The sequence below is a fragment of the Glycomyces sp. NPDC021274 genome, assembly GCF_040641195.1.
GTDB lineage: Bacteria > Actinomycetota > Actinomycetes > Mycobacteriales > Micromonosporaceae > Glycomyces.
This window is the reverse complement of sequence record NZ_JBFADC010000024.1, coordinates 1-10021: the sequence shown is the minus strand read 5'-3', so window position 1 is coordinate 10021 and position 10021 is coordinate 1. Positions and strand designations below refer to the sequence as shown.

Sequence of the window (10021 nt, the reverse complement as noted above, 5' to 3'; positions counted from 1 at the left end):
GTCTCGGAGGGGCTGATCCCGCACACCGCGCCGACGTACCGGCATCTGTCCGCCCGTCTCGCCCAAGCCCGACGGGAGGAGCGGTTCCCCGACCTCATCGACCCGTTGCGCGAAGTCCACGTTCCGCCGGCCTGGCCGGACGCCGGTGCGTTCCTCCGGGCCGCGCCCGACTGGTTCGCCCTGGACCGGACAGCCGGCCAGACAACGGCCCTGTACGTGGCGTGCGAGAAGGACACGCTACGGGCTCAGCTGACTGGCTGGCTGGAGCGTACAGGCATCCCCGTGCTTGTCGTCCGAGGTTTCGGCAGTCAGAGCTACGTACAGGTCGTACGGGAGCGCACGGCCCGCGACCCGCGCCCGGCCGTGCTGCTCTACGTCGGCGACTTCGACGCTTCGGGCGCCGACATCGAACGGGACTGGGTGGCCCGCACAGACTGCTGGAGCAACGTGGAACGCGTCCTGCTCACTCACCCCCAGGTGCGCGAGTACGAGCTGCCCGCAGCTGCGGGAAAGGCCGGCGACCCGCGTTGGGCAGGATTCGCCAGCCGATACAGGCTCGACCCCGGCCAGCCGGTGCAGTGGGAGGTCGAGGCACTCGACCCGGCCGAGCTTCAGCGCCTGGTCCTCGCCGCCGTCGCCCCTTACATCGACCAAGTCGTACTCCGCGACCGCATCACGGAGGAGGAACAGCAACGGAGACAACTCAGGGCCTTCACCGACGGATGGCCCCGCAACCGCCCGCGGGGCTGCTAGTGGGCGCGAAGGCCGGCGCCGACCGGTACATCCGGGTGTCCCGTGCGGGACGCCCGGGTAGCGGAGGCTGCTTTTGCTTTCCGGGTCACTCGAACCAGTACATGCTGACCACGTGGTGTTCGGGCAAAGAGCCAGGTCGGTAGGCTCACTCCATGTTCTTCATCGCCAATGTCAGCCCTCGCAGCACGGGCAAGACCACGAACTCCGCGTGGATGAGCCATGCCCTGCATGAGCGCGGACGTAAGGTGATCGGCTTCGACGCGGACGACTCCCGGCAGTTCAGCCGCTGGCAGGCCGCGGGCACGTACCCGTTCGTCGTCCAGCAGGCCGCCACATCGGCGTTCCACATGAACGTCCCTCAGATGATCCCGGCCGGGTTCGAGGACGGCATCGGCGTCGTGGACGTGGGACACCTCGAAGACCACAAGGGCGTCGGCGCCTCCGTGCTGCGCCTCGCCGACCTGGCCGTCATCAACCTCCCGCCGTCGATGAACGACGTCGAGCGCATGGAGGAGCTCCCGACCAAGGAGTTCATCCAGGACACTGCGCCCCTACGGCCGGACAGCCAGCCGCCGGCCACCTGGGTGCTGCTGTGCAAGGCTCCGACGGGCGTCAACGAGATCAAACAGGTGCGGGAGTACCTGGAGGACGAGGGCTACAACGTGTTCACCACGGTGGTGCCGTCCGTGGTCAAGTACATGCGCACCCACGAAGGCAGCGACATCCAGGCCAAGGGCTCGGTGTTCGACGAACTCGTCACCGAGATGGAAGAGAGGGGCCTGCTGCCGTGAGCAAGGCCAACCCCTTCAAGGAGCGTCAGGCCCGCAAGGCCGCCGCGGGCGCTGTGGTCGCCGTCCCCGGCCAGCAGGGCGGCTCCCCCGCCGCGACCGAAGGCGACGGGCACAGCCCGGCCGGCCGAACCTTCGCGCAGGGGCGGCCGGAGAAGATGATGGTGCTCGCCGACCTGCCGGAGCCCATCGAGACGCCGGACGCGACGGGCGACCTCAGCGACGAAGAGGAGCAGATCCTCGCGCTCTGCATGCGGGGAGTCCAGCAGTTCGAGGACGCCTGGTGGGTCATGGGCAAGGCCATGGCCAACATCAACAACCGCCGCCTGTACCGAAAGACGCACGGCACCTTCGGTGCCTTCGCCGAGGAAGTCTTCAAGAAGTCCCGCCCCATCGCCTACGAAGAGATGACCGCGTACGCGATCGGAGAGCTGCTGTCTGCACGTGCAGACAAACCGTTCGAAAGGAATTCGAACGAAATGTCTGCACGTGCAGACACGCCCAGCATCGGCAAGAAGGCGGCCAGCGCCCTCAATCCGATCACCAAGGACTACGGCCCCGACACCTCCATCGCCGTCCACGAGACCATCAAGGACGCCACCGGCAAGACGGTCACCGTGAAGGCGATCAGCGGCATCGTCCAGCAGGTGCCGCGCAAGGAGGACAAGGAGCTGTCGCAGGACGAGCTGACCGCCCTCGTGCGGGAACTCGTGGCCAACATGCCCCAGCCCGGCCGAGGTCAGCAGGCATCTGCGCTGGAGGACCTGCGCAGCGCCGTGATGCACCTGGAGGCTGCCCACCGCGCCCTCGCCCCCGCCCGCATCAAGAAGGCGCTCGAAGAGGACGCAGGGGAAGCCGCCAAGATCCTGGCATCGGCCAAGGACACCGCAGCCAAGGCCGTCGCCAGGGCCAACGGCTTCTTGCCGCAGTCGACCTGAGCGCGCAGCAGAGCCAGTGGGCGGCCCTTGTCCCTGGGGTGGAGGCCGCTGCCGGCGCGCTTTGTCGCCGTAGGAGGCCCGCCTGGTTGCAGCGGGACATGGACTGGGGTGTGCCGCCGGCCTGAGTCGGCCGGCGGCACTGGCACTCATCGCCGGCGGGTCAGAGCTAGTAGAAGCGACGCTCCCCGTCACTGACCATGCCTCCGCCGCTGTTCATGGCCAGTGGGAAGCGACGTGCCCTGTCACGGATCACGCCTCCGCCGCTGTTCATGGCGAAGGGGCGCCAGTGGCGTGGTTGGCCGCTTCGCCAGGACTCGACGGAATACCACTCCGACGGTCGCACAACGGCCAGTATCGACACCCACCGCTCGGTGGGGCCCGGACCCACTTTGCAGGCGCCCAGCAGGGCGATGAGCATGGCGGTGGACATCGGCCGGTCACCGCGAAGCACGGCGCCGTAGGTGTGGTGGGAGAAGCCGGCCCGGTAGCGTGCAAGGTCTCGCAGGCTCAGCCCGCGGAAGCGGCGCATGTGATCCAGGAGCCGGGCCAGCTCGGCCTCGCTCTTCACCCACTGGGGCGGCGTGAGTTGCCCGGTGCGAGCCCATCGCTTCAGCACGGCTGCGTGCTTGTCGCAGGTATCGGTGCGCTGGGTGAGACGGAGGTTCTCCCACCTGGAGCGCCACGGTTCGGGATCGGCGCCGCAGGCCCGGACGTATCCCTCCACTGTCCGCCAGGTGGGCAGCGTGCGGCCGTTGTGCGCGCCGGAGAGCGAGGCGATGCAGACGCCGGAGCGCTCGGACATCTCGGCGAGGCTTGGGTGTGAGGCCCGTTGGCGCAGCGCGCGCAGGGCCTCGGCGAAGTCCACCAGGTGACGGTCATGGCCGTCACCAGTGGGCAGGGCGTTCATGGGGCGGGCCACCGCAGCTCCTTTCGCGAGCCCGCGGCCCGGGGCACGGTGGCCCCGGGCCAGGGGATCGTTAGGACTGGGTGAAGCGGCGCCGCAGTTCGACGCTGACGACGCCGGCGACGCTCACGACAGCCACCGACCGTTCCAGGTCGATCCCCAGGGCGAGGAGGGTGACCAGCGATCCGAGCACGACGACCAGGAGGACCAGGTCGACCCAGGACAGGCGGGGACGCGGAGCCGGAGGCTCGGACTGGGGCTGCGAGGCGTCGGAGTTCTTAGCAAGGACCAGGGACAATGAAGACTCCAGCGGAGGCGACGGATTGCTGTGGACTGGCCCGCCCGGTTGCAGCCGGGAGGTAGGGCCGTTTTCACGCTACTGGCCTCAACGCAGGTGCGTACGCACGTGGTTGCTGGACTAGGCACACCTTGTCAATGCCGACCCGGCGTCACGAAACCCGTCACACGCTGCGCTGTCGGAGAGATTGCACGGATTCGTCGGGAGCGCGGCTTCCGCAGAGTTCTCGACGGTGTTTTCGCAGGTCAAGAGGTACATGGTGCAAGGCGAGAAGAATCTTGAAAATCTCCGACAAGGAATAAACAACTGAGCGTGCTCCGCTTCTCTTCAGTTGTTTATGGTTCGTCGCGGGACTGTCGCGAACAACCTGGGAGGGATAGATTCCGGCGGGGCCGAGTTTCCGCAGGTCAGTGCGGTGATTTTTCACGTGCTGTAAGGAGCATGCACAATGGTGGTTGCCGGTTTGGTGTTCCGTCAGTCAGGATTATGCCTGTCAGTTCGCGTGTGCACGCGAACCCCCGGCGGCGAATCCGTATTGCTGTGGACGCACCAGGGACAAGTAGGGGACCTTCCGTTGCAGCGGAACCCCCACCAACTCACCAGCACGCACTCGACAGAGCGCGAAGCTGAGGAAGCGCAGATGTGGCCCGGCCATTTGGCCGGGCCACACGTGTGTCTGGCACCGGGTTCACTGACTGAGCGGCCGGGCCACCAGGAAGCCGGCGGCGCCAGCGGGTCGCACCATGAGCAGCCGTCGGCGCCGACTGGCGGCCGCCGAGCCCGCATCGACAGCGAGAACCTGGGTGTGGCCTGGCCTGGCCTGGACACGGTGGGTCTGACCGACACCGACCTGTTCGAGTGGCGGTGGAGGGCCGGACTGGGGTGTGCCGCCGGCCTGAGCCGGCCGGCGGCACCGGGCACTTACCGATGGCGGGCCAGGGCCAGGGCGACCGTGACGAGCACGGTCACGCCTGCGATGGCCGTCTGGACCGGGGTCCCCAGAGACGGGTGCCGCCACGTCACGTAGAGGATGCCGGCCCCTATGAGCAGCATGACCAGCACCGCGTTGAAGACCGTCAAGGGCCACAGGGCGCGCTGCGGCGCGGCGGGTTCCTCGGGCGACTGCTGGGGCACGACGGTCGGATTGGTCGGGTTGGTAGAGGACATGGTCTTCCCTTGCTTGGGCGTGTTGGAGCCACGCGGATTGATGGGGTGGGGTCACCGTGGACGGCGGAGGGGTTAGCCCCGCAGGCCCGTCGGTCGCGTCCGGGCGCGGGACGACCACCGCACGCGGCGCCCATTCGATAGTTCAGGTGGATTTGCGTTGAACCGGTGATGCCCCATCAGTCTGGATCGTTCGTCGCCCCCATCACGGGCCTCTGACCAGCGAAAACGCAAGCCAGGGGTGTGGAACCGGGCGTTCCGTCCCACGGCGGCCCTATTTTCGCGGCCACTTGAATCAACCCGGCGGCACTGCTACAGCCGCCTGCCGCACGAACATGGGACCGCGCTACCCAACTCCCGTTCCCACGCGCCCGTACAGGCTGAAGGGTTAGCCGCGCAACCCCGGTGACCAGCGAATCTCCGGTGTCGCGTACGGTCATAGCCGAGGGCCGGAGGCACTTGTCCTGCCTCCGGCCCTCTTCGTGCTGTGGTCGTGGCTACGCCTGGCCCGCTCGATCAGCCCGGCCCGCACATTGGCCTCGACGTTGGTCTTAGGGACTGACGGAGGCCGGCGGCACGCGCTCCTGGTCGATCTCTCCGGTGTACGGGTCGAGCACATAGACCTGGAACGGCGCCCACGCCCGGCCGGCCAGGACATCAAGGTCGGCGTAGGAGGGGACCAGCAGCGGCAACTCCTCTGCCCAGGCTCGTAGCCGGCCCGGGTCCGGGCAGGCGATACCGATCAGCGTCCACTGCTCGCCGTCGGGTCCGCTGCGCTCGTACACCGGCCGGCCATCGCCATACCGCGCATCCGGAGCGCCGAAGGCCAGGGGGCAGTCGAGGTGCAGCTCGGCCAGGGCTCGGAAGCCGCGCCAAGCCTGCCGGTCCAGGCCAGTACGGTCCCAAAACGCCCGGTAGAGACGGTTTTTGGCCGCCCGCTGCTTGGCCTTCTCTTCCCGTCGCCGCGCCGCGGCCTTCTCCTCCGCCTCCTGTCGCCGCCGGGCCTCCGCCCGTTCCCGGGCGCATTCGGCGTCTCGGGCCGCGTAGGCGGGGGTCGTCCACCACAGCCGCCAGGAATCGTTCCAGTACCTGGTCCAGCCCTCCGCCCACTCGTAACCCCAGTCCTTGCCGGTGACCCGCTGGCTGGAGAGGGGCGTGTGCGGCACTATTCGGCCCGTCAGCATCCAGGCGACCGCGTCGCTTAGCCCCGTGCCGACCGGCAGCCAGCTCACCGGCCGGTCGGAGAAGCGCGCCAGGCCGGCCGTCACCGTCCACGTCTGCCCTTGCTCCTCGGGGGCCTGGACCAGAAGCGTGGGCACGGTGCCCACCCACGGACGCGGCCGGAGGCCGAACCAGCACACCGCCACCCCGTCCCGCTCGTACAGACCGGTCCGCGCCGCGATGTCCTCCACCGTGATCGGAGACAACTGCGCTTCCAACGCCATCAACCAGGAACCGTCCGCGTTGAGGACCATCACGTCCGCCCGCCACTCCCCGGTCGGCGCGGCGACCTCCAGCTCAGCCCGGAACCCGGCGGCGCGCGCACACGTCACCAGCTCCAGCTTCAGCAGGTGATGCTCCAGCGACTCGTTCGCCAGCGAGCACGACGGCGGCTTTGTGCGGTGGTAGAGGTGCCGGGTGCCCAGCTTGGACACCCGGGCGTGAACCTGGCCGCCGCACTCCGGGCAGACCAGCTCCACGCCCCGCACGCGGTGGATCTCTTCCCACGACCGGCCACAGCCCAGATCGTCCAGGGTGATGTCCACCCGCCCCCACTCGGCGTGCTCAGCAGTGAACTGCACCTGGCCCCTCCCCGCCGCTCCAGCTCCAGGGCCATGATGCTCCGGGGTACTGACACCGGGTGTCGTGGGCATCGGCGATGGCGGGCGGCACCCACAGTGGGTGCCGCCCGTCCCCGCTCACGGGGTATTCCGCTCGCTGCGGCGGGCCCGGTAAGCAGCCTGCCGGCACCGGTTCGAGCAGTACTTTCGCGGACGGCCGAGGAAGTTCCTCCACACGTACGGGCTGTGCAGCCGATCAAGCTGGTAGCGCCTGGCGCACTGGACGCACACCGGAGCGAACCGCTCCATGTTCCAGCCCCGGATCATGCCGCGCAGCTCGAAGTCGATGACCACCTCGCCGTCCGTATCCATGATGTAGTCGCGTAACTTCTGGACCTGAGCGGGGTGTCGAAGCATGGACAGCGACTGGGACACCACGCGGAACGCTGCATAGGTGGTGATCCCGAGCTGCTGCCCGATCAGCTCCGGAGTGCTTCCGTAGAGCACGTAAGCCAGGACCGCCATCGCCTCCGGTGCCTTCATGGTCTTCAGCACCTCGGCCAATTCGTTGGTCCGCTCCGTTCGCGGGTGCCCGGTCACCGTGCACCACCTCGCTCCGGAAGACGTCCGGCAGGTTCGCCGCGCACCAGGACAACCGTGGCCGGTGCAGGAGACTCCGGCTCCGGACAGGAAGGTTCGGGCAGCGCCGGCGGTGTGGCCGGCCTACCCCACGGCAGCAGCCCGCACAGAGCCGAGATGACATGGCTGAGCCCCAGCAGCGCATTGGGCAGTTCCCCCTGCTCGGCCCTGCGGAAGACGACGCAGGCGATACCGGCGATCAGCGCCAGTACGGCAAGCAGCACCAGGGCACAGAGCGCAGCCAGCCACACGGGCACACCGAACGCGGCTCCGGGCACAACGGGAGCAGACAAAGGAAGCAAGGACGACCTCCGCGGCAATGGAAAAGGCCCCCGCAAGTGCTACGGGGGCCTGGTGGGCGGTGGCGAATAAAAAAGGCCCCCACTTCTCTACGAGAAGGAGAGCCAAACGCCAAGCAGACGCACTAGTGGCGCTGCCGAGCGATACTCTCCCACTTCACAAGGAAAACGTCAACTCCCCTAAAACCGCAGGTCGTTGGGCCCCTAGAAGTCAATCTGCGACCTTGCAAAGCATTTCGTAACGACCAATCACTGACCGAGCAGACGGGCAATCAGAAGCCCGACGGCCAGTAGCCCCAGGAGCGCCAGGGCCTTCCTGGTGGTCACCGGAGGTGGTCCCTGCGGCACCGGAATCCGGCTGGGACGCACGATGTCGCCAGCGGCGGGGGCGAGTCCGCCGTGCTCCACCGCGCGGTGCAGCTGCTGGACGTTCTCGGCCTCCTCGCGTGTGTCCACCTTGGTGGACTCCCCTTTGCAGGCGCGGCATTCGTAGCGATACGCCATGTATCCCCCTTAATCCTCGCGGCCCGGCGACGTCCCGGGACCCCTTCACCCTGCCAGGGGACAGCTGCGGCGGGGGCGCGGTCCCCGAATCCGGATTTCGCGTAGCGATCAGGCGTGCCGCACGTGCTGACCAGCGGCTACCCTGCACGGACCGGGCGGCGGGCTGCGCTTCGCCGTCGGAGCCAAAGGGGGTGGCATGACGGACGACAACGACGCCGGAACCGCGGGTACGGACCCGCCCGAGCCCCCTGCGGTGGTCGCGGAGTTGTCCGACGATGCCGACGGCGACACGGCACTATCCGGCGCCGCCGAGGTGGCCCCGGGCCCGGCTGCCCCGACCCCGGACGAGGGTCCGCCGGAGGCCGCGGACGAGGACGACCGGCCCTGGTGGAGCAGGCCGGCGGAGGCAGCGAAGGACGCGTGGGCGGAGCACGCACCGGAGGCGCAAGCCGCGCTGCACGACATCGGTGCGCAGATGGGGCAGGCTGCGGAGATTGGCGCGCAGATCGGTGACGCCATCGCGGACCGGCTGGACCCGAACATCGCCGCCCAGAAACGCGGACTGGACATCGCGTGGCTGCACCTCGGCCTGAACGTCCCGGCGGTGGTGCTGTCGGTGGCCGCGTGGGTGTGGGGTGTTGGCCCGGCCGCGGGTCTGGTCGACGCCGTCCGCACGCAGGGTCTGCTGGCGCCGCTGGGGTGGGTGCTGCTGGTGGCCGGGGTGCTTGCCGTGATCTCGTTCGTCCCCATTGGGAGCGCGCTGGCCAGCTCGTTGGCGCATCTGGTGATGGCGCTGGTGGGGGTGGTGAAGTCCGCCCTCGTGCGGGGCTGGCGCATGCGGTACGTCGGGTACGTGCTCCGGCTGGTGGTCGTGACCCTGGCGTGGGTGGTGGTCCTTGGGTTCGGGCGGTTTGCGTGGCGCCTGACGTTGACGTGGCTGACGGGAGTTTGACGATGAATACGGTGGGGGCCGCGGCAGGCGGTATCGGCTCGATCGTGCTGGGCCTGGCGCTGCTCGCGTACCAGATCGGCCGGTGGAATGGTGGGGATCCGACCCCCCGTGTCCACTTTTTCATGGGGGTGGCAATTGCTGCTCTGCTGCTGCTTGGCGGGGGCATCCTCGGGGCGATGGGCGGCAGCGCCGCCGCGCTCGGCCAAGGGCTGGGGAAATACGCGCTGGAGCACGCCACGGGAGTGTCAGTGCCCGGTGGTACGAAAGCCGCGATCACCGGCGGAGAGAAAGTCGGCGTCGGTGGCGCCATCACGGGAATTGTCCTGCTGATGTTCTATTTGGGGCTCATCAAATCGGGCAGGCGTGACCTCACCTCCCCCGTGGTGCGGGGCGCCCTGGTGGGGGTGTGGCTCGGTGCGTCCGCCGGTCTCCTCGGTATGGCCATGGGGCTGATCCGTACGAGCGGAAACACCATCGGCGAACTCCTCACCAGCACGCTGTAAAGGGCTGTGATGAAGCGGGGAGAGAAAAAGCCCAGCGAAGGCGACGTGCACACTCTCACGGTGGGGGCGCGTCATCTGCGTGCCGAATTCGGCCGCTGGTGGCGTGCTGACGACCAGACAGATACGCATATCGCGCACCGCCTCCTCAACGAGCAGCACGCTATCTGGGAGCGTGGAAGGCGCCGTTTCTCCGCGAACGCACGGCAGAACATCGCCGCCCTGGAGAAGCAACAGCGGATGTCGATGCAGATGCAGACCATGCGCATGCACCAGCAGCGGCAGCAGATGCGACGCGGCGGCCTCTACGGATACGGCGGATACGGCGCCGGAGGCATGTCCCCGGTCATCCCCTACCGCATGATGCAGTGGGGCGACTACCAAATCCGCGTCGACAGGGAGACGTTCGAGCACATCCCGATCACGCCCGTGATGCTCCAGGCGGGCCGCGGCCAGCTGCGCGCCCGCCGACACCGCACGGCCGCCGCATTGCTGCTGGCC

General features: G+C 68.4%; 13 protein-coding genes. 6 read left to right on the top strand and 7 right to left on the bottom strand.

Going from position 1 to position 10021, the window contains the following annotated elements:
- The 3 genes from AB0I03_RS26030 to AB0I03_RS26020 all read left to right on the top strand — a co-directional run.
- Positions 1-753, top strand: a 753-nt coding sequence (locus AB0I03_RS26030; RefSeq protein ID WP_360417236.1) for a hypothetical protein, incomplete at its 5' end; no start/stop codon positions are given.
- 152 nt (positions 754-905) lie between these two features.
- A complete protein-coding gene (locus tag AB0I03_RS26025; protein ID WP_102927051.1) occupies positions 906-1544 on the top strand; it encodes a plasmid partition protein in 639 nt (212 codons plus the stop codon).
- Complete coding sequence (locus tag AB0I03_RS26020) at positions 1541-2479, top strand: hypothetical protein (RefSeq protein WP_102927050.1); 939 nt, start codon at positions 1541-1543, stop codon at positions 2477-2479. Before AB0I03_RS26025 ends, AB0I03_RS26020 begins: the two co-directional genes overlap by 4 nt.
- A gap of 166 nt (positions 2480-2645) precedes the next feature.
- On the opposite strand, the gene AB0I03_RS26015 is transcribed toward AB0I03_RS26020, so the two are convergent.
- The 7 genes from AB0I03_RS26015 to AB0I03_RS25985 form a co-directional block, all read right to left on the bottom strand.
- A complete protein-coding gene (locus AB0I03_RS26015) occupies positions 2646-3398 on the bottom strand; it encodes a helix-turn-helix transcriptional regulator (RefSeq protein WP_146051286.1) in 753 nt (250 codons plus the stop codon).
- Between the two features lie 58 nt (positions 3399-3456).
- The gene (locus AB0I03_RS26010) at positions 3457-3681 is read right to left on the bottom strand and encodes a hypothetical protein (protein ID WP_102927048.1); all 225 of its coding nucleotides are present in this window, start codon (positions 3679-3681) and stop codon (positions 3457-3459) included.
- A 921-nt stretch (positions 3682-4602) separates the two neighbouring features.
- Complete coding sequence (locus tag AB0I03_RS26005; protein WP_102927047.1) at positions 4603-4848, bottom strand: hypothetical protein; 246 nt, start codon at positions 4846-4848, stop codon at positions 4603-4605.
- A gap of 548 nt (positions 4849-5396) precedes the next feature.
- A complete protein-coding gene (locus AB0I03_RS26000) occupies positions 5397-6647 on the bottom strand; it encodes a competence protein CoiA family protein (protein WP_102927046.1) in 1251 nt (416 codons plus the stop codon).
- A gap of 117 nt (positions 6648-6764) precedes the next feature.
- Complete coding sequence (locus AB0I03_RS25995) at positions 6765-7226, bottom strand: hypothetical protein (protein ID WP_146051285.1); 462 nt, start codon at positions 7224-7226, stop codon at positions 6765-6767.
- Positions 7223-7543 (bottom strand): hypothetical protein, encoded by a 321-nt coding sequence (locus tag AB0I03_RS25990; RefSeq protein ID WP_146051284.1) that lies wholly within the window; start codon positions 7541-7543, stop codon positions 7223-7225. The genes AB0I03_RS25995 and AB0I03_RS25990 overlap by 4 nt, the downstream gene beginning before the upstream one ends.
- A gap of 270 nt (positions 7544-7813) precedes the next feature.
- Complete coding sequence (locus tag AB0I03_RS25985) at positions 7814-8068, bottom strand: hypothetical protein (RefSeq protein WP_102927044.1); 255 nt, start codon at positions 8066-8068, stop codon at positions 7814-7816.
- Between the two features lie 196 nt (positions 8069-8264).
- Here AB0I03_RS25985 and AB0I03_RS25980 point away from each other — a divergent pair, with 196 nt between their 5' ends.
- The 3 genes from AB0I03_RS25980 to AB0I03_RS25970 all read left to right on the top strand — a co-directional run.
- Positions 8265-9020: a hypothetical protein gene (locus AB0I03_RS25980; protein WP_102927043.1), complete on the top strand. Its 756-nt coding sequence runs from the start codon at positions 8265-8267 to the stop codon at positions 9018-9020.
- A 2-nt stretch (positions 9021-9022) separates the two neighbouring features.
- Entirely contained in the window at positions 9023-9523 is a 501-nt protein-coding gene (locus AB0I03_RS25975; protein ID WP_102927042.1) for a hypothetical protein, read from the top strand.
- Between the two features lie 9 nt (positions 9524-9532).
- On the top strand, positions 9533-10021 hold a 489-nt coding region (locus AB0I03_RS25970; protein ID WP_360417231.1), incomplete at its 3' end, for a hypothetical protein.